Here is a 23916-nt window from a genome sequence, read left to right as displayed (position 1 = left end):
ACCCACACCCGCCACCCCAGCCCCGACTCACCCACACCCGCCCCAGCCCCCACTCCTCCCCCTACCCCCGACCAACCCACACCCGATAGCTCCCCGTCAGAACCCCCACCCCCTACCCCCACCCCCTGCCCCACCCCCTACTCCCGCCCCACCCGCACCCGATAGCTCCCCGTCAGATCCACCCCCAGCACCGTCACCCGCACCCCCCGCTCCTCATCCCGGAACTCCTCCCCGGGGCCGAACGTCGCGTCCGACAGTTCGGCGTGGACGTTCGGGCTGCGGGTGCAGCCGCCGCTGTCCTCGTGGGAGTCCTGGACCTTCACCGGCCCCATCCCGGTGTCCACGTCCGCGTCGACCTTGTAGATCAGGACGCCGGGGCGGCACACGGACTCGTCGTTGCCCTCGCGGGTGCGCAGTTCGAGGGCGTAACCGGTGCGGCGGCTCAGCGGTACGAAGATCAGCTTCGGGCCGCCCTCGCGGGCCAGCGGGGTGAGGGCGTACTCCGTGGTCCCCGGGTTCACCGCGCACCGCACCTGCGCGGCGTCCAGCCAGCCCAGCTTCCACTTGTGCCAGCCGAGCAGGTCGTTGTTGGCACCCCAGTCCTCGCTCATGATGTCCCAGTGGCCGACCGCGCCCCCGCCCTCGGCGGTGTAGAGGTCGGGCAGGCCGAAGACATGGCCGTTCTCGTGGGGCAGGACCCGGTAGCCGGTGCGGTGGTAGGTGCCGGAGCCGTCGTCCTGGCGGGAGTAGACGAAGGACGCGTTGGCCACCGAGACGCCGTCGGCGACCGGGGCCTCGGTGTTGCCCGCGAAGGTCACCGACAGGACCGTGTCCAGGGCCGACGGGCCGGCGTTCGGGGTCACCAGGACGTTCAGGAAGTCGTACGAGCGGAAGTCCACCTTCGGATCGGCGGCGACCACGATGTCCTGGACCAGCTTCCGGTAGCCGGGGTCGAAGGGCGCGCCGCGCTCTATGCCGTAGGCCCGGAAGGACTTGGGCATTCGCAGCCAGCCGGATATCGGGGTCTCGGTGCGGTAGTCGAGGCGGCCGTAGGAGCTGGTGCGGAACCAGTCCTGGGTCTGGGGGAAGAACTCGTCGAAGCGGTCGAGGGCGCGGCCCGGACCGGGTGCGTCGGGGAAGTCGACCATGACGGTCAGGGCGCGGACGGTGCCGGTGGAACGGGAGTAGCCGCGCGGTGTCGGCATTCCTTCCGACATCTGGATCGTCGGCTGGCCGGTGATCATGCAGGGGCGCAGGGCGGAGGGGTGTTCCGGCGAGATCGGGCCCGCCCCGGCCACCGTCGAGGTGCCCGCCGTGAGGTGCCCGGTGCCTGCCGAGGTGCTGACCGCGAATGTCAGGGCGGTCACGGAGGCGAGGGCGGCGACACGGCGGGGGCGTATCCGACGGCTCGGCTGCATGCATGGGCCCTTCAGTCCATGGCAGCCCGCCGGCCTGCGCGCTGCACCCTCTCGATCACCCTGTGTCGAGGGGTGCGCGGGCGCGCGTTGGAAGAGACCGAACGGAGGTTTCTTCCCGGAATCCGCATACCCAATCGAATGTGACTCAGGTCACATGGAATCTTTTCCCGGTCGGGAAATAACCGGGGATCGTCTCCCCGTTTAGCCATGTGTCCGCGCGAAACGGGGACAGCTTCCCCGGATCGCCACCCGGCGGCACCAGCCGCCACCCAGCAGCATCAGGAGTACGTCGTGCAGACCGTGACCCGCGTAACGCGCAAGGCACCCCGGCCGCGCGCCGACGCCCTGCGCAACCGGGAGCGGATCGTCTCCGCCGCCCGGGAGATGTTCGTCGAGTTCGGCCCCGATGTGCCGCTCGACGAGATCGCCCGCCGGGCCGGCGTCGGCAACGCCACGGTGTACCGCAACTTCCCCGACCGCGACGCGCTGGTCCGCGAGGTCGTCTGCTCCGTCATGGACCGTACGGTGGCGGCGGCCGAACTCGCGCTCACGCAGACCGGGGATGCCTTCGAGGCACTGGAACGCTTCGTGCACGCTGCCGCCGACGAGCGGATCAGCGCGCTGTGCCCGATGGTCCAGAGCACCTTCGACCAGAATCACCCGGACCTGGAGGCCTCGCGCGAGCGGTGCGAGAGCCTCATCGGGGCGATCATGGACCGCGCCAAGGCGGCCGGCCAGCTCCGCTCCGACGTGGACGTCGGCGATGTCATGATCGCCACGGCCCAGCTCAGCCGGCCGCCGGCCGGAACCGGGTGCCAGATCGCCGACCGCTATGTCCACCGTCATCTTCAGCTATTCCTGGACGGACTGCGGGCCCCGGCCCGTTCGGTCCTGCCGGGCACGGCGCTGACCATGGAGGACCTGCGCCAGGCCTGACCTGACCGCTCAATTCAGAGCACCACGGCAGTCACCACACCGTATGTAGTCACCACACCGTACGTATTCGAATCACCCGACGTATTCGAAATCACCCGACGTGTTCGAGTCGGTCGACGTGTTCGAGTCACCCGACGTCATCGAACCACCCGATCCCTGAATCTCACCGGCCGTCACAGCCGACGAGCCGTCCCCTTTCCTTTGATCTTTTCCGTCACGAAGTCCCGAAGTGGGTACCCCCATGTCTGAAACAGCCGCAAAGGCTCCCGGCAGTGCCTTCGGTGCCGCCGATCCCAATCGCTGGAAAGCGCTCGCGTTCATCGCGATAGCCCAGCTCATGGTCGTCCTCGACGCGACCATCGTGAACATCGCCCTGCCCTCCGCCCAGCAGGACCTGGGCATCTCCGACGGCAACCGGCAGTGGGTCGTCACGGCCTACGCCCTCGCCTTCGGTGGTCTGCTGCTGTTCGGAGGCCGTATCGCCGACCTCTGGGGCCGCAAGCGCGCCTTCGTCATCGGTCTGGGCGGCTTCGCCGCGGCCTCCGCGCTGGGCGGGGCGGCCACCAACGAGGCCATGATGTTCGGCGCCCGTGCCCTTCAGGGTGCGTTCGGCGCGCTGCTCGCCCCGGCCGCTCTCTCCCTGCTCGCCGTGATGTTCACGGACGCCAAGGAGCGCGCGAAGGCCTTCGGTATCTACGGCGCCATCGCCGGTGGTGGCGGTGCGGTCGGTCTGATCCTCGGCGGTTTCCTCACCGAGTACCTGGACTGGCGCTGGACGTTCTTCGTCAACATCCCGTTCGCCATCGTCGCCGCGGCCGGTGCCTGGTTCGTCATCCGTGAGCCCGAGGGCGGCCGCAACCGCTCCGCGCTCGACATCCCCGGCGTGATCCTGTCCACCCTCGGTCTGGTCGCGCTGGTCTACGGCTTCACCCGCGCCGAGTCCAACGGCTGGGGCGACTCGCTGACGGTCGGCATGTTCGTCGCCTCCGGCGTGCTGCTGCTGGCCTTCGTCCTCGTCGAGGCCAGGGTCAAGGCCCCGCTGCTGCCGCTGCGCGTGGTCACCGAACGCAACCGCGGCGGTGTGTACCTCTCGCTCGGCCTCGCGATCATCGCGATGTTCGGCCTGTTCCTCTTCCTGACCTACTACCTCCAGATCGTCAAGGGCTACTCGCCGGTGAAGACCGGCTTCGCCTTCCTGCCGATGATCGTGGGCATGATCACGGGCTCGACCCAGATCGGCACCCGTCTGATGACCCGGGTCGCGCCGCGGCTGCTGATGGGCCCCGGCTTCCTGGTCGCCGCCCTCGGCATGCTGCTGCTGACCCAGCTCGAGATCGGCTCCTCGTACGCAGCGCTCCTGCTGCCCGCGATGGTGCTGCTCGGCCTCGGTATGGGTACGGCGTTCATGCCGGCCATGTCCCTGGCCACCCAGGGCGTCAAGCCGCAGGACGCAGGTGTCGCCTCCGCGATGGTCAACACCTCGCAGCAGGTGGGCGGCGCCATCGGTACGGCCCTGCTGAACACGATCGCCGCCTCGGCGACCACGTCCTACATCGCCGACCACATCGCCGGCGCGTCCGGCAAGTCCCAGCAGCAGCTCGTCCAGCTCGAGGGCATGGTGCAGGGCTACACCAGCGCCATCTGGTTCGCCGTCGGCATCCTGGTCGTGGCCGCGGCCATCGCGCTGACCTTCGTCAACGCCGGCCGTCCGGGCGGCTCGACGGTGGCCTCCTCCGAGGAGGGCGCCGAGGACGAGGTGGCGGTGCCGGTCGTCGCGCACTAGTCGCGCGACGACGACCGTCCGGTCGTACCCCTTGGGACCAGGCGTACGTACGGGGATGGGGACGCTCCGTACGTACGGCCTTCAGGGCCTGCCCCGGCCTCGCTGAATGAGCGGTTCAGCGGAGCCAGGGCAGGTCCGCACCCGCTTCCGTCGGCTGCAGGCCCTCGGCGACGATCCGCATGATCTCGCCGAGGGCCTTCTGCTGTTCTGCGGTGAGGCGGTCGAACATCGCCTGCTGCACGGCCTCCACATGGCCCGGCGCGGTCTCCTTCAGCACCGCCACGCCGGCGTCGGTCAGCACGGCGAACTGGCCCCGCTTGTCGTCGGGGCAGTCCTCGCGCTTGACCCAGCCGTTCTTCTCCAGCCGGGCGATGGCGTGCGAGAGCCGGGAGCGGGTGATCTTCGCGTACATCGCCAGCTCGGTCATCCGCAGCCGGCGGCGCGGCGACTCGGCGAGCTTGACCAGGAGGCCGTAGTAGATGTGCGGCATGCCCGCGTCGCGCTGGAGCTGGCGGTCGAGGTGGTCCTCCAGCAGGGTGACCGCGTCCAGGTAGGTGCGCCAGACACGCTGCTGCTCGTCGGTGAGCCAGCGGGTCTCCTGCGTGGGCGCGGACGAGGCGGATGCGGGCGCGGACGCGGGTGACGCGGGGGTCGATGCCGTATTCATGTACTCCACTGTACGAGAGCTCTCCTTGAAGTTTTAACTACCTGGACGTACGGTTTTCGGGTACGGAATGTTTAGACTTAAAGCACATGAGGCTTCAGGTCTCCGGAGGGAGTCGACGTCATGTCCGCCGCCACACAGGAGCGCATGCCCGCCCTCTACCTCAGCCACGGCGCCCCGCCCCTCGCGGACGACCCGGTCTGGCCCGGTGAGCTCGCGGCCTGGTCCGCCGGCCTGCCGCGCCCCAAGGCGATCCTCATGGTCTCCGCCCACTGGGAGGAGGCCCCCCTCGCCATCGGCGCCACAGAGACCGTTCCTCTCGTCTACGACTTCTGGGGTTTCCCGGAGCACTACTACCAGGTGACCTATCCGGCCCCGGGCGCGCCCGAGCTCGCCGAGTCCGTACGCAAGCTGCTGCGCGCCCCCGGCATGCCGGTGCAGGACATCCCCGGCCGCGGCCTCGACCACGGCGCCTACGTCCCGCTCGTCGAGATGTACCCCGGGGCCGACATCCCCGTCCTCCAGATCTCCATGCCGACCCTCGACCCCGTGAGGCTGATGGAGATCGGGCGCAGGCTGGCGCCGCTGCGCGACGAGGGCGTGCTGATCGTCGGCTCCGGCTTCTTCACCCACAACCTCGCCGCACTGCGGCAGGGCGGCATCCCCGCCTGGTCCGTGGAGTTCGACGACTGGGGCCGCCGGGCGCTGGAGAGCCGCGACTGGGACGCCCTGCTGGACTTCCTGCACAAGGCCCCGGCCGGCCGCTACGCCCATCCGCGCACCGAGCACTTCGCCCCGCTCTTCGTGACGATGGGCGCGGCGGACGCGGCCGGCGAGCAGGCGGCGCAGAAGTCGGTGATCGACGGGTTCTGGATGGGGCTGGCGAAGCGATCCGTGCAGTTCGGCTGAGAGCTCCCCGTCACCGGCGCCTCCGCCCGCCCCGCCCGGTGGGCTCAGAGCTCCTTCTCGTACCAGGCCACGTCCCAGTAGCGGCCGAACTTGCGGCCGACCTCGCGGTAGGTGCCGACGTGCCGGAAACCGAACCGCTCGTGCAGGCGGACGGACGCCTCGTTCGGCTGGGCGATGCCCGCGTAGGCGCGGTGCAGGTCCTCGCCGGCCAGGGCGTCGAACAGGGCCTTGTAGAGGAGCGTGCCGATGCCGCGCCGGCCGGCGTCCGGCGCGAGGTAGATGGTCACCTCGACGGAGGTCGCGTACGCGGGCTTCGGCCGGTGAGGGCCGGATGTGGCATAGCCGAGAATCCGCTGAGAGTTGCCTGTGGAGTCCCGCTCCGCGGCAACCATCAGGCGGTACGGGCCGTCTTCAGGGTGGGAGAGCAGCCAAGGGCGGCGCTCCTCCGGCGTGAAGACCGCGGTATCGAATGTGATGGGCGTCTCGCGTACGTAGTGGTTGTAGATGGCGGTGAGGGCATCGAGGTCACTCTCGATTCCCGGCCTGACCTGCACCTCTGTACGTTCCGACGGCATCGGCCCTCCTTGTGGCCCGGCAGGATACTGCAAGATCAGAAAAATAGAGGGGTGGGTTGGGAATTCTGTCCTGATTCCAGTCGTTGTTTCCATCGAACGGCGGGCACTCGACAAGAGTCCCGATCGTTCACGAACCACCGCCCGCCCTCCCCTTCTCGAGTGCGCTCGAGCGGGGGGACACCACCGCAAGGGAGCACGCATGGCAACCCGTGCCGTCGCCCGTCGTCAGTCCGCCACCGGCGGGACCGCCGACGCGGCAAGCAGTGTTCGCGCCCATGGCGGCGAGATCGCGGACCGCGACCTGGTCGGCATGTACCTCGACGAGATCGCGCGTACGCCGCTTCTCGACGCAGCCAAAGAGGTCGAGCTGTCGCAGATCATCGAGGCGGGTGTGTTCGCCAGGCAGGTCCTCGACGGGTACGAGGAGGCCAAGGCCGACGCCACCCGTGAAGAGCTCGAAGCCCTGGTCGCCGAGTCGGAGCGCGCCAAGGACATCTTCATCCGCTCCAACCTCCGCCTGGTCGTCGCGGTGGCCCGCCGCTACCCGCGCAGCGGCCTGCCCCTCCTCGACCTGATCCAGGAGGGCAACGCCGGTCTGGTGCGCGCGGTGGAGAAGTTCGACTACCGCAAGGGCTTCAAGTTCTCGACGTACGCGACCTGGTGGATCCGTCAGGCCATCACGCGCTCGATAGCCGACCAGTCCCGCACCATCCGACTCCCCGTCCACCTGGTGGAGGAGCTCGGCCGGATCCGCCGGGTCCAGCGCGAGTTCAACCGGGAGCACGGCCGGGACCCGGAGCACACCGAGATCGCCGCCGAGCTCGGCTCGACGCCGGAGCGCGTCGCCGACGTCCTGGACTGGGCCCGTGACCCGGTGTCCCTCAACATGTCGGTGGACGACGAGGGCGAGACCCAGTTCGGCGACCTCCTGGAGGACACCTCCGCGGTCTCACCCGAGCAGTCGGTCCTCACCCTGCTGCGCAGCGAGGAGTTGGACGACCTGATCGGCCGCCTCGACCAGCGCACGGCGTCCATCATCAAGATGCGCTACGGCATCGAGGACGGCCGGGAACGCACCCTGACCGAAGTGGGCAAGGAGCACGGCCTGACCCGCGAACGCATCCGTCAGATCGAGAAGCACGCCCTGCTGGAGCTGAAGAAGCTGGCGCGCAGCACCGGCTTCGACGCGGCCGCCTGATCCTCCATCAGGAGGGGCGGGGGCGTACACCCCGGGGCGGGCGCGTACGCCCGGTGGCCAAAGACCGCGCAAACATGGCGATGTAACGCCGCTTCAATGCACAGGGCACCGGGAACAAGACTTCCGGGCAAGGGAGTTCGGATCCCGAGGCGACCGGCCTCGGGTCCCGGACGGAGATCGATCCAGCGGACCCAGCCTCACCAGACCAAGTCCCGACGCACTCCCCCCGGCGCCGGGACTTCCCCTGAGCCGGGCTTCGGCGCCTATCCCCCCTGGGTGCCGGGGCCCGGCTCTTTCTGCTTCCGCACGCCTGGACGGGCGGGTCACCCCGTACCTGAACCACGGGGTGGCCCACCCGGATGGCAGATTGTGTCACATGGGCATAGCCTGCCGAACGTGACCAGCCCCACCCCCGCACAGCCCTCGGCCACCTCGTCCCTCTCCCTGACGGAGCGGCGCAAGGCGGCGACCCGCATGGAGATCGCCCGCGCCGCGGCCGCCCTCTTCGTGCGACGGGGGCTGCGGGCCACCCGAGCCGAGGACATCGCCCAGGCCGCCGGAATCGCGCCGCGCACCTTCTACCGCTACTTCGCGACCAAGGAGGAGGCGGTGTCCCCGCTCTACGCGGCGGGCGCCGACCGCTGGACCCAGGCGGTCCGCAACGCCCCCGCCGAGCTGTCCGTCCCCGAGGCCCTCGAACACGCCCTGCGCCACACTCTGACCCCGGGCGCGGGCGTCTCGGAGTCCTCCTGGCAGTGGGCCCGCACCCTGGTCCGCCTGGCCACGTCGAACCCCGCCCTGCGCAAGGTCTGGGCCGAGGTGTGCCACGAGTCCGAGGGGAAGCTGGCCGAGGCATTGGCGCAAAGAGGCGGTACCGACAACGTTGCCGCCCTCCACTTCGCCGCCGCGGTGGCCGCCGCCTCCATACGCGTGGCCGTGGAGACCTGGGCAACGGGAGACGCCCCCGCGGACGGCCCTCAGGGCCCGGCAGCCCAGGCCCTACGCAACCTGGCGGCCCTGCGGAACTTCCCGTGGGAGAACATCACAGCGCACTGAGCCAGTCCGACGAACTCGGGTACGGCGCCTGCGGGTTCGTGGGGGCCGATCGCGCAGTTCCCCGCGCCCCTGACGGGGTTGCGGGCGGCCTGCGTCACGAGGGGCTGCGGCCGTCGCCAACGTCCGGCGTCTGCGGGTCCGTCGTGGCTGGTCGCGCAGTTCCCCGCGCCCTTGGCGGGGTTGCGGGCGGTCTGCGCTACGAGGGGCTGCGGACTTCGACCGTGTCCGGTGGCTGCGGGTTCGTGGGGGCTGGTCGCGCAGTTCCCCGCGCCCCTGGCGGGGTTGAGGGCGGCCTGCGTCATGAGGGGGCTGCGGGTGTCGACCGTGTCCGGTGGCTGCGGGTTCGTGGGGGCTGGTCGCGCAGTTCCCCGCGCCCCTGGCGGGGTTGCGGGCGGCCTGCGTCATGAGGGGGCTGCGGGTGTCGACCGTGTCCGGTGGCTGCGGGTTCGTCGTGGCCGGTCGCGCAGTTCCCCGCGCCCCTGGCGGGGTTGCAGGCGGCCTGCGTTGGGACGTGGCCGCAGTCGCCTACGGCGTAAGGGGACGTGCCGGCGATGGCGCCGCACCCGCGTACGGCGTAAGGGGACGTGCCGGGGCTGGCGCAGCACCCGCGTACGGCGGTAAGGGGACGTGCCGGGGGGTGTCCGCCCGCAGCGGCGGGCGTCAAGGGACGGTGGCCTCTCTGCCCGACAGCAACCGCCCGACCGAGGACGGACACCCCCCGGCGCGGCCCCGACCCACCCACCGAACCGTTGGCGCTACACGCACCCCCACCCACCCCGCACAGGCGCCGCAGGCATCAACGCGCACCCCCACCCCCACCCCCACCCCCGGCCCGGCTCAACCGCCCGCCCAACTCCCGTACGCACCGCACCAGTTCCTCCGGCGTCTCCACCACGAACTCGCAGTCCACCATCGCCAGCCGCACCGCCATCCACTCCACCGCATCCCCCACGGACCCCCGAAGCCGACACCGAGCCCCGCCGTCAACGGCCTCCGGCACCCCCACCCACCCCGGCAACCGACCCGCCACGAACTCCACCGGCGCATCGAACGTCACCGAGAAGTCGTACGTCTCCTGCCGCCGCCACATCGACTGCCGCAGATACTCCGCCGCATTCCCCGTCGGCAACTCCCGCGGAGCGAACCGCGCCCCCGTCGCGAACGGCTCGCTCACCCGGTCCACCCGGAACGTCCGCCAGTCCCCCCGGTCGAGGTCGTACGCCACGAGGTACCAACGCCGCCCCGTCGACACCAGCCGGTACGGCTCCGTCAGACGCCGCGACTGGGTCCCGTCCTTGGCCCGGTACGCGAACCGCAACCGCTCCCGCCCCGCCACGCTCGACGCCATCACGGTCAGCGTCTCGGGCGCGATACTCCCCCCGTCCCCACTGACCAGCGGCGTGGTCGCGGCCTGAAGCGTGGTCACCCGGTGCCGCAGCCGCGACGGCAGCACCTGCTCCAGCTTCGCCAGCGCCCGCACCGACGCCTCCTCCACCCCCTCGACCGCGTGCCCGGCCCCGGCCCGCAGCCCGACCGCGATGGCCACCGCCTCCTCGTCGTCCAGTACGAGCGGCGGCATCGCCTTGCCCGCGACGAGCCGGTAGCCGCCGTCGGACCCCTTGGTCGCCTGCACGGGATACCCGAGCTCCCGCAGCCGGTCGATGTCACGCCGCACCGTGCGCCGGGACACCCCGAGCCGGCCGGCGAGCTCACCGCCCGGCCATTCGCGGGGCGTCTGCAGGAGAGACAGGAGTGTGAGGAGCCGTGCCGGAGTGTCCGTCGTCATGAATTCGAGGATGCCGTAGAACTAGGACATGACCTGACCTAATGAAGCCATAGCTTTGAGCCATGACCGCAACCGAGACAGAACCGGCGCGTGTGACCAGCGACAAGGCACAGCCCACCACCCCGTCCACCTCGGCCGCCGAGACCACTGCGGCCGCCGAGACCGCAGTGGCCGCGGAGACCGCCGCGACAGGCGACCGCCGCCGTTGGTTCGCCCTGGCCATCGTGATGACCGCGGCCTTCATGGACCTCGTCGACGTCACGATCGTCAACATCGCCATCCCGTCGATCCAGCGGGAGGCCGGCGCGTCCTTCAGCCAGATCCAGTGGATCACCGCCGGCTACGCGCTCGCCTTCGCCGCCGGCCTGATCACGGGCGGCCGCCTGGGCGACATACACGGCCGCAAGCGGCTGTTCCTGATCGGTATCGGCGGCTTCACCCTGGCCTCGGCCCTGTGCGGCTTCGCCGCCAACCCCGAGATGCTGGTCGCCTCCCGCATCCTCCAGGGTGCGATGGCGGCGATGATGGTTCCGCAGGTCCTGTCGATCGTGCACGCCACGTTCCCGGCGCACGAACGCGGCAAGGTCTTCGGCCTGTTCGGCGCGGTCGTGGGACTCGGTGCGGTCACCGGCCCCCTCCTCGGCGCGCTCCTCACCGAATGGAACCTCTTCGGCCTCGAATGGCGCCCGATCTTCCTGATCAACCTCCCGGTCGGCATCGCGGGCCTGATCCTCGGCAGCCGCTACATCACGGAGTCCAAGGCGCCGAAGGCCCTGAAGCTGGACCTGGTCGGCGTCGCGCTCGTCACCCTCGGTCTGCTGATGCTGCTCTACCCGCTGACCCGCGGCCGCGAGCTGGGCTGGCCGCTGTGGGGGTACGTGTCGATGGCGGGCGCACTCGTCGTCCTCGGGGTGCTGGTGGCGTACGAGCGCCGCAAGGCCGCCCGCGACGGTTCCCCGCTCGTCGAACTGTCGCTGTTCAAGGTGAAGAGCTTCGCGGCCGGCATCGCCGTACAGACCGTCTTCGGTGTGGCACTCGGCATCTTCTTCCTGGTCTGGACGCTGTACATGCAGTTCGGTCTGGGCTGGAGCCCGTTGAAGGCGGGCCTGACCGGGATCCCGTTCTCGATCGCGGTCTCGGTGGCGGCGGGTATGTCCGTGCAGGCGCTGGTCCCGCGCTTCGGCCGCAAGGTGCTCCAGGCGGGCGCGCTGGTGATGGCGCTCGGCGTCCTGCTCTACATCTGGGAGGCGAACCGTTACGGCCTGTCCATCGCCCCCTGGCAGATGGCACTGCCCCTGGTCGTGATGGGCGTCGGCATGGGTCTGATCGTGGCCCCGCTGACGGACGCGATCCTCTCCGAGGTGCCGCGCGAGCACTCCGGTTCGGCGTCGGGTCTCATCAACACCGTGCAGCAGATGGGCAACGCCCTCGGCCTCGGCCTGGTCTCGGTGGTCTTCTTCGGCGTCATCGACGACCGGCTGACCGAGGCCAAGGAGCGCACCGCGGCCGGCCTGGCCTTCGCGGACGGCTTCCAGCACGCGCTCTGGTGGGTCGCCGCGGTGATGGGCGTCATCTTCCTGCTGATGTCCGCGCTGCCCAAGCGGCCGGCGCAGCACGTCGAGGGGGCTGCCGATGATGCGTCACCGGCGACGGAGACGGAGCCCGCGCCGGCGGGCTGAGAGCGGGGGAGGGGCCCGGCACTTCGGTGCCGGGCCCCTTCTCGTTTCCGTATTTCCCACGCTGAGAGCCCGGTCATGCCCGATTGAGCCCGAACCTGTTTACTTTCCGGAAATCCGGGCGTAGCCTCCTGCCGAAACCACAAGTTCGGGCACAGTTCGGAGGCGAACGGACATGTACGCACCGGAGCGGCAGCAGGAGATTCTCCGGCTGGCCCGTGACGGCGGCCGGGTGGACGTCCTGTCGCTGGCCGAGGAGTTCCAGGTGACGGCGGAGACGATCCGCCGGGACCTGAAGGCCCTCGACCGCGCCGGGCTCGTGCGCCGGGTGCACGGTGGCGCCATCCCCGCCGGGCGGCTGGACTTCGAGCCGGACCTCGCCGAGCGGGAGGGCACGGCGGCCGACGAGAAGGACCGCATCGCCAAGGCGGCCCTCGCCGAGCTGCCCACCGAGGGCACGATGATCCTCGACGCCGGTACGACGGTCGCCCGCATGGCCGCCGCGCTGCCTCTGGAGGCGTCCCTCACCGTCGTCACGCACAGCCTGCCCATCGCGGCCCGCCTCGCGGACCACCCCGGCATCCAGCTCCACCTGATCGGGGGGCGTGTGCGGCACCGTACGCGCGCCGCCGTGGACGCCTGGGCGCTGCGGGCGTACGGCGAGATCCGCGCCGACGTCCTGTTCGTCGCGGCCAACGGCTTCTCCGCCGAGCACGGTCTGACCACCCCCGACCTCGCCGAGGCCGCGGTGAAGCGCGCGGCCGTGGCCGCGGCCCGCCGGGTGGTGCTGCTCGCCGACTCCTCCAAGCACGGCCAGGAGCACTTCGCCCGCTTCGGTGACCTGAGCGACGTGGACCTGCTGATCACCGACAGCGGGCTGAGCCCTGAAGACGCCACCGCCATCGAGCGCGGCGGCACGGAAGTTGTGCGCGCATGATCCTCACCGTCACCCCGAACCCGTCGCTTGACCGCACCTACGAGGTCCCCTCCCTCGACCGCGGCGAGGTCATACGCGCCACCGGCGAGCGCATGGACCCGGGCGGCAAGGGTGTGAACGTCTCGCGCGCGGTCGCCGCCGCCGGGCAGCGCACGGTCGCCGTTCTGCCGCTGGGCGGTGCACCCGGCGCGCTCGTCGCCGACCTGCTCGACGCGCAGGGCATCGAGGTCGCGCCGGTCCCGGTCGCCGGCGCCACCCGCTCGAACATCGCGCTCGCGGAGTCGGACGGAGTGCTCACGAAGATCAACGCACCCGGCCCCGAGCTGTCGGCGGCCGAGCAGGAACTCCTCCTGGAGACGGTCCGCGAGCAGTCGCGCGACGCGGACTGGATCGCCTGCTGCGGCAGCCTGCCGCGCGGGCTCGCGCCCTCCTGGTACGCCGATGTGGTCGCACGGGCGCACGCGGGCGGCGCGCGGATCGCGCTGGACACCTCCGGGCGCGCTCTCCTCGAAGCCGTGCGCGCCCGCCCGGACGTGGTGAAGCCGAACGCCGAGGAGCTCGCGGAGGCCGTCGGGCGCCCGCTGGCCACCGTGGGTGACGCGGTGAAGGCCGCTGAGGAGCTGCGCGGGATGGGTGCGCGTGCCGTGCTCGCGAGCCTGGGCGCGGACGGGCAGTTGCTCGTGGACGACGCGGGCGCCTGGTTCGGCAGCGCACGGGTGGACGCCGTACGCAGCAATGTCGGCGCGGGTGACTCCTCCCTCGCCGGATTCCTGATCGCCGGGGGGAGCGGGCCCGAGGCGCTCGCCTCCGCCGTCGCACACGGCGCGGCGGCCGTCCGGCTGCCGGGCAGCGTGATGCCCTCGCCGGCCGACCTGGACCTGGCGGCGGTGACGGTCACGGCCGAGGTGCCGGTCGACCGCGTACTGAAGGAGCCGGTGTCATGACGAATGTCGTGGATGTCACAGTTCTTGCCGGTTCGGCAGGCGAACGGCCAAGCTCACTGTTACTCACGGCCGTCGACGGACGGCGGGGCCTCCTGAGCCGCCCCGCCGCCCGGAGGAGGCGGGGTTTCCCCGGCCCCGCCTCCTCCACCCCCGCCTCCCCCCACACCGCCCCCGTCCCCTTCTGCGCCCACGAGACTCCCCGGGCGATACGCGTGCGAAGGAGCCCGCGATGAGCGACATGATCACCCCGGACCTGGTCGATCTCGACCTGTCCGCCGACACCAAGGAAGCGGCGGCGCGCGCCCTCGCCGAGCGCATGGTGGCCAAGGGCCGGGTGACCGACCTGGCGGGCTTCCTCGCCGACGTGGCCGCCCGTGAGGCACAGATGCCCACCGGCCTCGACGGCGGCATCGGCATCCCGCACTGCCGCAGCGAGCACGTCACCGAGCCCACGCTCGCCTTCGGGCGCAGCGCGGCCGGTGTCGACTTCGGCGCGACGGACGGCCCCGCCGACCTGATCTTCCTGATCGCCGCCCCGGCGGGCGCCGACGACGCCCACCTGACGATCCTGTCCTCACTGGCCCGGCAGCTCATGAACTCCGAGTTCACGGACGCGCTGCGGTCGGTGGGGGAACCGGCGTCGGCGGCGGCGCTGATCCGGGGCGAGGAGCCCCCGGCGGCCGAGACCGCCGGTTCCGCAGACTCCGTGGCGTCGTCGGTGGCGGCCTCCGCCGACGCCGCCACGGGCACCACCACGCCGGCCGAGGCCGCGACCGACGACGAGCGCCCCTTCCGTATCGTCGCCGTCACCTCCTGCCCGACCGGCATCGCCCACACGTACATGGCGGCCGAGTCGCTGGAGAACGCGGGCCGTGAGGCGGGCGTCGAGCTCGTCGTGGAGACGCAGGGCTCGGCCGGCTTCACCCGGCTCGACCCGGCCGTCATCGCGGCGGCGGACGGCGTGATCTTCGCCCACGACGTGGCCGTACGGGAGAAGGACCGGTTCGCCGGCAAGCCCACCGTCGACGTCGGCGTGAAGGCGGGCATCAACCGCCCGGCCGCTCTCATCGCCGAGGTCCGTGCCAAGGCCGAGCGCGGCGAGGCCACCGCGGCCGCCCGGCCCGGCACTCCGGTGGAGCGCTCCGGTGAGCCCGGTGAGGGCTACGGGAGCAAGCTGCGCAAGTGGCTGATGTCCGGCGTGAGTTACATGGTCCCGTTCGTCGCGGCCGGCGGTCTGCTGATCGCCCTCGGCTTCGCGATCGGCGGCTACCAGATCAACGAGGCCAAGTCGGTCACCGAGCACTTCGACTGGGGTCAGGTCGACAGTTGGGGCGCGCTGCTGTTCCAGATCGGCGCGGCGGCCTTCGGTTTCCTCGTCCCGGTCCTCGCCGGATACATCGCCTACGGCATGGCCGACCGGCCAGGACTCGTCCCCGGCTTCGTCGGCGGTGCGATCTCCGTGACGATCGGCGCCGGGTTCCTCGGCGGTCTGGTCGCCGGTCTGATCGCCGGTGGAGTGGTCCTCGGCATCCAGCGCATCGACATCCCACCGGTGCTGCGCGGCATCATGCCGGTGGTGGTGATCCCGCTGGTCTCCTCGGCGGTCGTCGGCTTCCTGATGTTCGTGGTGATCGGCAAGCCGATCTCCGAGGCGCAGAAGGGCCTCACCGACTGGCTGAACAGCCTCTCCGGCACCAACGCCATCCTGCTCGGCGTCCTGCTCGGCCTGATGATGTGCTTCGACCTCGGCGGCCCGGTCAACAAGGTGGCCTACACCTTCGCGACGGCCGGCATCTCGGTCGCGGCGCCCAGCGACTCCGCCATGAAGATCATGGCCGCCGTCATGGCCGCGGGCATGGTGCCGCCGCTGGGCATGGCCCTGGCCACCACCATCCGCAAGAAGCTGTTCACGACCGCCGAGCGCGAGAACGGCAAGGCGGCCTGGGTGCTGGGCGCCTCCTTCATCTCCGAGGGCGCGATCCCGTTCGCCGCGGCCGACCCGCTGCGCGTGATCCCCGCCTCCATGGCGGGCGGCGCGGTCACCGGCGCGCTGACCATGGCCTTCGGCTCGACCCTGCGCGCCCCGCACGGCGGCATCTGGGTCACCTTCCTGATCGGCAAGCCGTTCCTCTACCTGCTGGCCATCGCGGCGGGTACGGCCGTCACGGCGGGCCTGGTCATCCTGCTGAAGGGCATGCGCACGACGGTCCCGCAGGACGCCTCGGCCGCCGAGTCCCCGGCTGCCACGACCGCGCAGGCGAAGCAGGCGGTGGCGGCGTAGCCTTCCACCGGCGAGCCGCTTGTCCCTTTCGGGCGCTGTGAGTTGTTCACGGCACCTGCGATATACGTCACGGTCCGGGCCTATTGGCCCGGACCGTGGTGTCTACTGGGGCGTATGCCGGACAACGTCTCCATTCTCCAGCTACTGGGCCCTGTCGTACTCGCCCTGGCGGTCGTGCTCTGGGTGATGGGACTCCTCCGCCTCCTGCGCCGCAGCCGCCCCGGGGCAACCCCCTGGCGTTCGGACCCGATGCTTTCCGGGCTCCCGCACCAGCGACAGACCGCCCCCGAGCTGGAGGCCGTCGAACTCACCCCGGCCGAACGGGACGCCTTCGCGGGCCTGGTGCGACAGCTCGGCGACGGCCGCTGACCGGCCGAGCCACCTCCACCGACGCTTCCACCGGTGCTCCTTCAGCGCTCCTTCGGCGTTACGAGACCTGCGCCGCCCGTCGCTCCATCGCGTCCCGCGCGGCGTCCTCGCTGACGTACACCTCGCACATGTGCCGCCCGTCCGGCGTCGCCGTGTGCTCGACCTCCCAGAGGGAGACCTCCTTGCCGTCGCGCAGCAAGAAGGCGTGCTCGTAGAGCGAGAAGCACAGTCCGGCGCGGCCCGCACGGCACGGTCGCCCGAAGGCCTGCGTGATCTGGTGCGCGAACGCCGTGGTCAGCAGCGCGGTCGTCTCCGCGTCCGGCCGGTCGGTGTTCTCCGCCCGGCGCAGCAGCCGGCGCGCGTGGTCCGCCGAGTCGTCCGGCACGTACGCGTGCCGGGGTGCGGGTATCGGCGAGAGCTGCACGGTCACCGGCAGTTCGAAGTCCGGCGCGTCCGGCGGCAGCGGCAGCCGCGCGGTCGCGGCGCGCAGCTCCTCCTCGTCGGCGTACACCTCGTGCTGCGGGTCGCGGCCGCGCGCGGTGTTGTGGACGAGCTCCCACAGGGTGAGCGCCGAGCCGTCGGCGAGCAGCCAGGTGTGCCGGTACGTCTCGCGGTGCAGTCCGGCGCTGTGGTGCGCGGAGTGCAGCGAGCTGTCATGCGCCAGCGCGCAGTCGAGTCGCCGTATGGCCTCGTCCGGCAACTCGAAGGAGTTCAGGGCACGGCCGAGGAGTCGCGCGAGATGCTCCTCCGGAGACTCCGCCGACTCGGATGGTTCGTACGCTGCCGTCTCGTACGGAACGCTCAAGGTTTCTCCCGGCGTTGCTGCATGTCACCTTGTGGGTGCATACCGTAGCCCCTCGGTCGGACATCATGTCCGGGAACCGAGAAAACGTACGTCCGGTAAAACGCGCGGGCCGCGCGAGAAGTTCCCGCGCGGCCCGACGAACTGTCAAGAATCCCTGCTCGGACGCCACTTCAGTGGATCACGCAGCGATCACACGGCGCTGCCGGCGACCCACTCGTTCCACGTCATGTTCCAGCCGTTGAGGCCGTTGTCCGGCGTCACGGTCTTGTCGGGGGAGTTCTTGACGATCACGACGTCGCCGACCGTCGAGTTCTCGAAGAACCACTTGGAAGGCGTGTCCCCCTGTCCGCCCTGCACGTCCTGGAGGCCGACACAACCGTGGCTGGTGCCCTGGCGGCCGAAGGGCGGGTTGCCCTTGTTGTACCAGTAGTTGCCGTGGATGAAGGTCCCCGACTGCGTCAGCCGCATCGCGTGCGGCACATCCGGGATGTCGTACGCGTTGGCGAGGCCGACGGTCCTGCTGTCCATCCGCAGCTTCTCGAACTTCTCGGTGATCACCATCTGCCCGTTGTACGTGGTGAACTCCGAGCTGCCCGCCGAGATCGGCACCGACTTGATCGTCTTCCCGTCCCGCACGACCGTCATCGTCTGCGTGTTGACGTCGACCGTCGAGACCTGCGAGCGGCCGACGGTGAAGGTGACCGTCTTCTTCTGCACGCCGTAGACGCCGTTCGCGCCCTCGACGCCGTCCAGGTCGATCTTCATCGTGACCTTGGAGCCGGCCTTCCAGTACTCCTCGGGCCGGAAGTCGAGCCGCTGCTCGCCGAACCAGTGCCCGACCACCTTCTGCCCGCTGCTGGAGGAGACGGTGATGTGCGACTGGACGGCCTTCTTGTCGCCGATCGCCTTGTCGAAGTTGAACGACACCGGCATCCCGACGCCGACCGTGGTGCCCCCGTCGGGCGTGTACGTCCCGATGAAACTGTTGGCCGAGGAGACGGTGGTGAAGGTGGAGTCGGCGGCGGTGCTGCGCCCGTCCCCGTCCTTCGCGGTGGCCGCAATGCGGTACTTCGTCCCCCGCTCCAACTGCTCCTTCGGCTTCCAAGTGCCCCCGTCGGCGGACAGGGAGCCCGGCACGGCCTGCCCGCTGTCCGCCACCGTCATCTTCACCTCGGTCAGCTTGCCGTCGCTGACCTTCACGCCGGTCGAGTTGATCGACGCCCCGTTGGAGCCGTCCTTCGCCGAGATCTCGATCGTCGCGGCGGACGACTTGGAGTCCTTGCCGGCCTTGTCGTCGTTGTCGGCATTGGCGCTGCCACCGCAGGCGGTGAGCGTCAGGGCGCCGATCATCAGGGCGGCACAGGCCCCAAGTACGCGCCGCGCTGCTATGTCCGGCGTTGTCACTATCTGCTCCATCTTCGTGCGGTCTGCGGGATCCGTTCCGTTCCAGGGGGGAAGAGGTCATCGCCCCGGGACCGGGTTCCCAGCGTTCGCGGTGAATGCAGTCACGTGACAGAACCGCGACAATCGCCCACGCGAAGCAGCGGGAGCGAGGGCCGTCGGCCGGCCCCCGCCGCAGCAGCCCCCTACTCCTCCCCGTACAACTCCCCGTAGGACGGCCACACTCCACCCGGTCCGTCCACCGGCACGGCCGCGCGCACCGCCCGCACGATCGCCCGTGTCACCGCGTCCGCGCCCGCCGCGAGCACCTCGTTCAGCGCGAGCGGGTGCCCGGCTTCGAGCGGCCGCTCCCCGGTGGCCAGCGCGAACACGGTGTCCCCGTCGTTGAGCAGATGCACCGGCCGCACGGCGCGCGCGATGCCGTCGTGCGCGGTGCCCGCCAGCTTCTGTGCCTGTGCCTTCGAGAGGTCCGCGTCGGTGGCGACCACGGCGAGCGTGGTGTTCAGCGGGGGCGGCGCGTTCTTCGCCGCGATCTCGGCGAGCCGCAGCCGCGCCGCTTGATGGACGTCCTCCTTCGGATACCTCACCCGCCCCTGCAACAACTCCCCGTACAGCGCCCCGGTTTCGGGATCCACGGCCGACCCCGCCGCGTTGGCCACGACCAGCGCGGCCACCGTGATCCCCGAGTCGAGGACGGTGCTCGCGCTGCCGATCCCTCCCTTGACCGGCCCGACGGTGGCCCCCGTGCCCGCGCCCACGCAGCCCTGGCGCACCGGAGCGCCGAGCTCGCTCGCCGCGGCCGCCTCGACCGCCGCCCGCCCGGTGGCCGCGTCGGGACGCGCCCGGAAGTCGCCGCCCCGCCCGAGGTCGAAGACGCAGGCGGCGGGCACCACCGGCACGACATGTGCCGGATCCACTCCCACTCGCACCCCGCGCCGCTGCTCCTCCAGCCAGGCCATCACCCCGGACGCCGCGTCGAGCCCGTACGCGCTGCCGCCGGTCAGCACGATCGCCTCGACCTTCTGCACGAGGTTGCGCGGATCGAGGGCGTCCGTCTCCTTGGTGCCGGGCCCGCCACCGCGCACGTCCACGGCGGCGACGGCCCCGCCCTCGGGCGCGAGGACGACGGTCGTGCCGGTGAGCCAACCGCCCCCGGTCCGCGTCTCGTGCCCCACCCGCAGTCCGGCGACATCTGTCAGAGCGTCAACTGTCATGGGGCCAGTCTCGTCCAGCCCCCGCCGCGCCGGGGCACGGCACCGCGAGGTCCGGCCATGTGGGGTGTGCGCGGGGTGCGCCGGGCGCCGGGCCGGGCGGGGTGCCGGGCTGGGCGGGGCGCCGGGCCGGGCGGCCGGGGGCGGTCAGGCGACCGGCGTTCTCGTCGTCGTCCCGCGCTCCCGGGCCGTCATGCGCGCCGACAGCGTCTCCCCGGTCGCCACCGCCAGCGCCGAGACCAGTCCGGCCGCGAGCACCGCCCAGTCACCCAGGAACGTGCAGCAGATCACCAGCAGGGCCGTGGTCGGCAGCACCAACTGCTGGGCGATGCCCACCTTGAAGTGACGCGAGTGCAGCAGCCAGACCGTGAGCAGATACAGCGCCGTCGGCAGGGTCACCGCGGCCGACGCCGCCAGCGTCGAGATGTGCGCCTTGCCCACGGTGTGCTCGACCGCCACCTCCAGACCCGCGCCGATCGCGGCCGCCGAGGCGAAGACCACGTAGTGGCCGTAACCCCACAGGAACGCCTGCTTGTTGGAGCGCAGATGACCGTGGATCGGCACCACGAAGTAGATCCACCAGGCGGCGAAGATGATCAGCAGGCCACCCGCGGCGATCGGCAGCACGTCGGCCAGCGCGTCGTTCTCCTCGATGCCGGTCTTCACCGCGACCGTGGCCGCCGCGATGGTCTCGCCGAGCACGATGATCGTGAACAGGCCGTACCGCTCGGCGATGTGGTGCGGGTGCCAGGAGGTGGGGTGCACCCGCTCCGCGAACGGCGGCACACACATCTCCAGAGTCGCCATCACCAGGAACACCCAGGGCCTGGCGCCCTCGGGCAGGACCAACAGGCCCAGCCAGCCGATCTGGCACAGCAGCACACCGCCGGCGTACCGCAGGGCCATGGTCCGTTCCGGCCCGCTGGCCGATCTGGCCACCCGCAGCCACTGCGCCACCAGGGCGAGCCGCATGATCACATAGCCCAGCACGACCGCCAGGTAGTCGTGGTCGTCGAAGGCCCGGGAGACGCCGGCCGCCAGGACGAGCACACCGGCGATCTGGATCAGGGTGACGACCCGGTAGAGGACGTCGTCGTTGTCGTAGGCGGAGGCGAACCAGGTGAAGTTCATCCAGGCCCACCAGATGGCGAAGAAGACCATCGCGTAGTCGAGGATCCCCTGGCCCGCATGGCCCTCGGCGACCGCGTGCACCAACTGGATGCCCGCCTGGGCGATGGCCACGACGAAACACAGGTCGAAGAAGAGTTCCAGCGGAGTTGCGACCCGGTGACTCTCACCGCGACCGCGGGCGCTGAGCCTGCGCAGCGGGCTTCGGCGTCCGTGGGGGCTGGGCGAGTCCGGCGCGGGAGTGGAACTGGACGTCATGGGGACAAGCACAGCAGATGGAGCGGGGAATTTCTCCTGTAAGGGATCACCTGTGTGCGGGGGAGGCGGGCCGCCCGCTCGGGAGCCGCCGTGGGAGCCGTCACCATGGCAGCCGTCGCCGCGAGGGCCCTCGCCGCCGGGGCCGTACTCTGGAGGCATGAGCACAGCCGACCCCACCCCCGAGCCGCGCGAGCCCAAGGCCGTGCTGATCTTCGACGACCCGCTGGACCAGCAGTCCTCGGACGACACGGACCGCGGGTGGGGAGAGCGGCCGGGCGGCGGCGACAGCGCGGCCGACCTGAAGCGCTTCCTCGACGAGAAGCCGCCCCACCACATCTGAGCCGTTACTGCTCGTTGTGCCCCGAGCCGCGCTGGGCGACCAGCGCGTCGCGGATCTCCTTCAGCACCTCCAGCTCGGTCACCTCGATGACCTCGTGCGTGCTCTCCTTCGCCTTGCGGCGGGCCTCCATGCGGGCCAGGTACTTCGCCATGGGCAGGACCATCAGGAAGTAGACGACGGCAGCGGTGATCACGAAGCTGAGCGTCGCGCCGAGCACCGAGCCCCACAGGATCTGGATGCCCTGCTCGCCCTCGCACGACGAGCTCAGGCACGAACTGTAGTGATCGAGGTTCTTGGTGCCGATCGCTCCGACCAGCGGATTGATGATGCCCTTCACCACCGCGTTCACGATGTTGGTGAAGGCGGCACCGATCACCACCGCCACCGCCAGATCGACGACGTTTCCGCGCATCAGGAAGGCCTTGAAGCCCTCCCAGAGGCTCGGTCCCTTGTTCTCGCTCACTCCGGAGCCACCCCTCGCACACACAGCTTGTGGAACAGACCGCTCCGCAACCTACGTCAACGCTCGGCCATCCTGTCCAATCGGTCCCCTCCATCGAGCGACTTGACGGCGGGTCGCGCCTGATCGGGCTCAGCACAGTGTCACCGCCAGGCGGGCCGTCGCGCCCGCTCCCGCGAGGCGGGCCGCCGTGGCACGCGGCACCGACAGCACGACCAGCGCCCCGCTCTCCACGGCGGCGTCCAGCGGCTCGGGCACCTTGGTCACCCGCGCCCCGCGCGCGACCACCCGGGCGGCACCGCCCGTCGCGGTCTCCTCCGCGGCGATCACGTCGACGCGGTCGCCGGGCCGCAGCAGCCGCACGGTGGCCCCGTCGGCGATCCGCACCGGCGCGGACACCCGCTCGACGGCCCGGTGCTGGCGCAGTTCCGCCACCGGGTGCCCCCGCGCCCGGTCGGCCTCGCGTGGCCCGGCCGCGACGAGCGCCGCCGCGGTCACGGCGAGCCCGGCCGCCAGGGCCCGCCTGCGATGCCGCACGAGTCGGCGCAGCCGATGCCGTCCGCCGCGCACCCGCACCGGAGCGAAGTGCGGCACCTCGCAGGTGGCCGGGGCATCGGTGCCCGGCGGAAGCGGAAGGGCAACGGCGGGAGAGGACGAGGACAGGAAGGACGGAGCAATGGACATGAGGGGCACCACCTGCGACGACGGAACGGCTTGCCAGCCCACGATGAGCCATCGCGCCGCCGCCCGCCGGGCCCCGTGGACTACCGACCGGTTGTGGAAAACTCCCCCACCCGAACGAGAAGTTCCGCCGTCAGTCGGAGCGGCCCCTCACCGAGAAACCACCGGCCACAGCCCCTCCCAGGCTCCACCCGCCGCAGCCCCTCGCCGCCCCCGCCCCTACGGCAGCACGAACCCCGGATCCATCCCGCCCAGCGCGTTCGTGCACAGACAGTCCCGCTCCTCGTTCGCCGGCAGCGCCGCCACCGCGTCGAAGAGAACGCCTCGCAGCCGGTCCACATTCGCCGCGAACACCCGCAGCACCTCGTCGTGGGAGACGCCCTCGCCCGACTCGGCGCCCGCGTCCAGGTCGGTGACCAGCGTCAACGACGTGTAGCAGAGCTCGAGTTCACGGGCGAGCGCCGCCTCGGGATGGCCCGTCATGCCCACCACGGACCAGCCCTGGGCCTGGTGCCACAACGATTCGGCACGGGTGGAGAACCGCGGCCCCTCCACCACGACCAGCGTGCCGCCGTCCACCGCCTCCCAGTCCCGCCCGCGCGCCGCCTTCAGCGCGGCCGCGCGCCCGGTGGGGCAGTAGGGGTCGGCCAGCGACACGTGCACCACGTTCGGCACGGTGCCGTCGGGCAGCGGCAGTCCGTCGAAGTAGGTCCCCACCCGGGACTTCGTACGGTCGACCAGTTGGTCCGGCACCAGCAGCGTGCCCGGTCCGTACTCGGGCCGCAGGCCGCCCACCGCGCACGGGCCGAGGACCTGGCGCACGCCGAGCGAGCGCAGTGCCCAGAGGTTGGCCCGGTAGTTGATCCGGTGCGGCGGCAGATGGTGGCCGCGTCCGTGCCGGGGCAGGAAGGCGACCCGCCGGCCGGCGATCTCGCCGAGGTAGAGGGAGTCGCTGGGCGGCCCGTAGGGGGTGTCCACCTGTATCTCGGTCACGTCGTCGAGGAACGAGTAGAAACCGGAGCCGCCGATCACGCCGAGGTCGGCGTTCGCCTTGTTCGCCATGTCCGCACCCTAACCGGACCCGGATATGCCGAGGACCC

The 23916-nt window shown here is 71.1% G+C and carries 22 protein-coding genes; 11 read left to right on the top strand and 11 right to left on the bottom strand.

What is annotated here, in order from left to right:
• Positions 1 to 137: 137 nt before the first annotated feature.
• Positions 138 to 1418: a M6 family metalloprotease domain-containing protein gene (locus tag ACZ69Q_RS33955; RefSeq protein WP_471049480.1), complete on the bottom strand. Its 1281-nt coding sequence runs from the start codon at positions 1416 to 1418 to the stop codon at positions 138 to 140.
• A gap of 291 nt (positions 1419 to 1709) precedes the next feature.
• On the opposite strand from ACZ69Q_RS33955, the gene ACZ69Q_RS33950 reads away from it, so the two are divergent.
• Positions 1710 to 2354, top strand: coding sequence for a TetR/AcrR family transcriptional regulator (locus tag ACZ69Q_RS33950; protein ID WP_471049477.1), 645 nt, complete (start codon positions 1710 to 1712; stop codon positions 2352 to 2354).
• Positions 2355 to 2595: 241 nt separating this feature from the next.
• The gene (locus tag ACZ69Q_RS33945; protein ID WP_471049474.1) at positions 2596 to 4137 is read left to right on the top strand and encodes an MFS transporter; all 1542 of its coding nucleotides are present in this window, start codon (positions 2596 to 2598) and stop codon (positions 4135 to 4137) included.
• A 115-nt stretch (positions 4138 to 4252) separates the two neighbouring features.
• Here the strand turns inward: ACZ69Q_RS33945 and ACZ69Q_RS33940 are convergent, their stop codons facing one another.
• Positions 4253 to 4804, bottom strand: a complete 552-nt coding sequence (locus ACZ69Q_RS33940) for a MarR family winged helix-turn-helix transcriptional regulator (RefSeq protein WP_471049471.1) — start codon at positions 4802 to 4804, stop codon at positions 4253 to 4255.
• 120 nt (positions 4805 to 4924) lie between these two features.
• Here ACZ69Q_RS33940 and ACZ69Q_RS33935 point away from each other — a divergent pair, with 120 nt between their 5' ends.
• Positions 4925 to 5710: a dioxygenase family protein gene (locus ACZ69Q_RS33935; RefSeq protein WP_471049469.1), complete on the top strand. Its 786-nt coding sequence runs from the start codon at positions 4925 to 4927 to the stop codon at positions 5708 to 5710.
• A gap of 44 nt (positions 5711 to 5754) precedes the next feature.
• Here ACZ69Q_RS33935 and ACZ69Q_RS33930 read toward each other — a convergent pair whose 3' ends face one another.
• Positions 5755 to 6285 carry a GNAT family N-acetyltransferase gene (locus ACZ69Q_RS33930; protein ID WP_471049466.1) on the bottom strand — a complete coding sequence of 177 codons (531 nt, stop codon included), beginning with the start codon at positions 6283 to 6285 and terminating at the stop codon, positions 5755 to 5757.
• A 199-nt stretch (positions 6286 to 6484) separates the two neighbouring features.
• Here ACZ69Q_RS33930 and ACZ69Q_RS33925 point away from each other — a divergent pair, with 199 nt between their 5' ends.
• Positions 6485 to 7483: a sigma-70 family RNA polymerase sigma factor gene (locus ACZ69Q_RS33925; RefSeq protein WP_471049463.1), complete on the top strand. Its 999-nt coding sequence runs from the start codon at positions 6485 to 6487 to the stop codon at positions 7481 to 7483.
• A gap of 396 nt (positions 7484 to 7879) precedes the next feature.
• Positions 7880 to 8539, top strand: a complete 660-nt coding sequence (locus tag ACZ69Q_RS33920) for a TetR/AcrR family transcriptional regulator (protein WP_471049460.1) — start codon at positions 7880 to 7882, stop codon at positions 8537 to 8539.
• Between the two features lie 796 nt (positions 8540 to 9335).
• Here the strand turns inward: ACZ69Q_RS33920 and ACZ69Q_RS33915 are convergent.
• Positions 9336 to 10325, bottom strand: a complete 990-nt coding sequence (locus ACZ69Q_RS33915; protein WP_471049456.1) for a helix-turn-helix transcriptional regulator — start codon at positions 10323 to 10325, stop codon at positions 9336 to 9338.
• A gap of 227 nt (positions 10326 to 10552) precedes the next feature.
• Between ACZ69Q_RS33915 and ACZ69Q_RS33910 the strand changes: the two genes are divergently transcribed.
• From ACZ69Q_RS33910 to ACZ69Q_RS33890, 5 genes are all read left to right on the top strand, one after another.
• The gene (locus ACZ69Q_RS33910) at positions 10553 to 12004 is read left to right on the top strand and encodes an MFS transporter (protein ID WP_471049697.1); all 1452 of its coding nucleotides are present in this window, start codon (positions 10553 to 10555) and stop codon (positions 12002 to 12004) included.
• Positions 12005 to 12176: 172 nt separating this feature from the next.
• Positions 12177 to 12938 (top strand): DeoR/GlpR family DNA-binding transcription regulator, encoded by a 762-nt coding sequence (locus ACZ69Q_RS33905; RefSeq protein WP_471049453.1) that lies wholly within the window; start codon positions 12177 to 12179, stop codon positions 12936 to 12938.
• The gene (gene pfkB / locus ACZ69Q_RS33900) at positions 12935 to 13882 is read left to right on the top strand and encodes a 1-phosphofructokinase (RefSeq protein ID WP_471049450.1); all 948 of its coding nucleotides are present in this window, start codon (positions 12935 to 12937) and stop codon (positions 13880 to 13882) included. The genes ACZ69Q_RS33905 and pfkB overlap by 4 nt, the downstream gene beginning before the upstream one ends.
• A gap of 229 nt (positions 13883 to 14111) precedes the next feature.
• On the top strand, positions 14112 to 16163 hold the full coding sequence (locus ACZ69Q_RS33895; protein ID WP_471049447.1) for a PTS fructose transporter subunit IIABC: 2052 nt from the start codon (positions 14112 to 14114) through the stop codon (positions 16161 to 16163).
• Between the two features lie 114 nt (positions 16164 to 16277).
• Entirely contained in the window at positions 16278 to 16532 is a 255-nt protein-coding gene (locus ACZ69Q_RS33890) for a hypothetical protein (RefSeq protein ID WP_471049445.1), read from the top strand.
• Positions 16533 to 16590: 58 nt separating this feature from the next.
• On the opposite strand, the gene ACZ69Q_RS33885 is transcribed toward ACZ69Q_RS33890, so the two are convergent.
• The 4 genes from ACZ69Q_RS33885 to ACZ69Q_RS33870 form a co-directional block, all read right to left on the bottom strand.
• Entirely contained in the window at positions 16591 to 17337 is a 747-nt protein-coding gene (locus ACZ69Q_RS33885; protein WP_471049443.1) for a DUF6227 family protein, read from the bottom strand.
• A 189-nt stretch (positions 17338 to 17526) separates the two neighbouring features.
• Positions 17527 to 18741 carry a L,D-transpeptidase gene (locus tag ACZ69Q_RS33880; protein WP_471049440.1) on the bottom strand — a complete coding sequence of 405 codons (1215 nt, stop codon included), beginning with the start codon at positions 18739 to 18741 and terminating at the stop codon, positions 17527 to 17529.
• Positions 18742 to 18923: 182 nt separating this feature from the next.
• Positions 18924 to 19952, bottom strand: coding sequence for a P1 family peptidase (locus tag ACZ69Q_RS33875; protein ID WP_471049437.1), 1029 nt, complete (start codon positions 19950 to 19952; stop codon positions 18924 to 18926).
• A gap of 144 nt (positions 19953 to 20096) precedes the next feature.
• Complete coding sequence (locus ACZ69Q_RS33870) at positions 20097 to 21335, bottom strand: low temperature requirement protein A (protein WP_471049434.1); 1239 nt, start codon at positions 21333 to 21335, stop codon at positions 20097 to 20099.
• A gap of 157 nt (positions 21336 to 21492) precedes the next feature.
• On the opposite strand from ACZ69Q_RS33870, the gene ACZ69Q_RS33865 reads away from it, so the two are divergent.
• Positions 21493 to 21675 carry a hypothetical protein gene (locus ACZ69Q_RS33865; RefSeq protein ID WP_471049431.1) on the top strand — a complete coding sequence of 61 codons (183 nt, stop codon included), beginning with the start codon at positions 21493 to 21495 and terminating at the stop codon, positions 21673 to 21675.
• A 4-nt stretch (positions 21676 to 21679) separates the two neighbouring features.
• Here ACZ69Q_RS33865 and mscL read toward each other — a convergent pair whose 3' ends face one another.
• The 3 genes from mscL to ACZ69Q_RS33850 form a co-directional block, all read right to left on the bottom strand.
• A complete protein-coding gene (gene mscL / locus ACZ69Q_RS33860) occupies positions 21680 to 22138 on the bottom strand; it encodes a large conductance mechanosensitive channel protein MscL (RefSeq protein ID WP_471049429.1) in 459 nt (152 codons plus the stop codon).
• A gap of 129 nt (positions 22139 to 22267) precedes the next feature.
• Positions 22268 to 22819, bottom strand: a complete 552-nt coding sequence (locus ACZ69Q_RS33855) for a hypothetical protein (protein WP_471049426.1) — start codon at positions 22817 to 22819, stop codon at positions 22268 to 22270.
• 216 nt (positions 22820 to 23035) lie between these two features.
• Positions 23036 to 23878 carry an S-methyl-5'-thioadenosine phosphorylase gene (locus tag ACZ69Q_RS33850; RefSeq protein ID WP_471049422.1) on the bottom strand — a complete coding sequence of 281 codons (843 nt, stop codon included), beginning with the start codon at positions 23876 to 23878 and terminating at the stop codon, positions 23036 to 23038.
• Between the last annotated feature and the right edge of the window lie 38 nt (positions 23879 to 23916).

The organism is Streptomyces sp. NPDC036764 (genome assembly GCF_055609385.1).
The sequence above is the reverse complement of the archived record's forward strand: the minus strand, read 5'-3'. Positions and strand labels throughout refer to the sequence as shown.